Source organism: Bradyrhizobium acaciae, from assembly GCF_020889785.1.
Lineage (GTDB): Bacteria > Pseudomonadota > Alphaproteobacteria > Rhizobiales > Xanthobacteraceae > Bradyrhizobium > Bradyrhizobium acaciae.
The window spans coordinates 1-832 of the sequence record NZ_JACMYK010000322.1; the positions used below are offsets into that span (position 1 = coordinate 1).

An 832-nucleotide genomic window follows, 5' to 3' on the forward strand; every position below is an offset into this window, starting at 1 on the left:
GGTAAGCGGGAAAGAGACCCCGTCTGGCGCAGGGGGTGAGCAATCGGCTATCGGCTGCTGAGTTTGTGAGCCGATGTGAGCTTCTATGTCTGCGCCTAGTTCTGGAACTAGAACCTTCCATATGATCGAAGCGGTTGCCGACCGTCTTGAGGGCGCCGCGGCAGCTTCGCCGACGCTGGTCGGACGAGTTTAAGGCCCAAGTCGTGATGGAGGCGCTGGAGCCTGGCGCGAGCGTCTCGGCGATCGCCCGGCGGATCGGCATTCACCCGTCGCAGCTGTTTGCCTGGCGGTCGCGATGCTCGGGCCGAGCGGCATTATCGCTCGCGGCACTCGAGTTGCGAGGGTGTGGTGGTGTCTGCGACAGGCGCAGTGATCGAAATTGCTATTGCGAGGTGATCGTGCGCGCCGGCGCGGACGTCGACGAGACGCAGTTGCAGCGGGTGATCCGGGCGGTCCGTTCGGCATGATCCCCTCCGGCGTGAAGGTGTACCTGGCCAGCCATCCAGTCGACTTCCGCAAGGGGATCGACGGCCTTGTTGCGCTGGTACGCGATGCCGGCTCAGATCCGTTCGATGGTTCGCTTTATGTGTTCCGCGCCAAAAGGGCCGACCGAATGAAGATCGTATGGTGGGATGGCTCTGGCGTGTGCCTGTATTTAAGACGGCTTGAGAAGGCGAGGTTCTGCTGGCCGCGGATCGGACATCATCGGGTGCAGGCGTGTCGGAGCGCCTGGATGTGGTGCCGGCGAAGTTCCGGGTGATCGTCACGCGCCGTCCCAGGTATGCCTTCAAGAACGCGGACGGCGTCATCCAGGCGCCGGCCCCGGCCCATA

The 832-nt window shown here is 63.6% G+C and carries 2 protein-coding genes and 1 pseudogene; all 3 read left to right on the forward strand.

The genetic code is table 11. The features are described from left to right. The first annotated feature begins 206 nt into the window (after window positions 1–206). Entirely contained in the window at window positions 207–467 is a 261-nt protein-coding gene (locus tag H8A92_RS40550; protein WP_229200816.1) for a transposase, read from the forward strand. Continuing rightward, entirely contained in the window at window positions 464–760 is a 297-nt protein-coding gene (gene tnpB, locus H8A92_RS41310) for an IS66 family insertion sequence element accessory protein TnpB (RefSeq protein ID WP_420831444.1), read from the forward strand. Before H8A92_RS40550 ends, tnpB begins: the two co-directional genes overlap by 4 nt. Beyond that, window positions 709–832: pseudogene (locus H8A92_RS40555) on the forward strand (IS66 family transposase zinc-finger binding domain-containing protein); the annotation flags it as partial. The gene tnpB and the pseudogene H8A92_RS40555, both read left to right, overlap by 52 nt.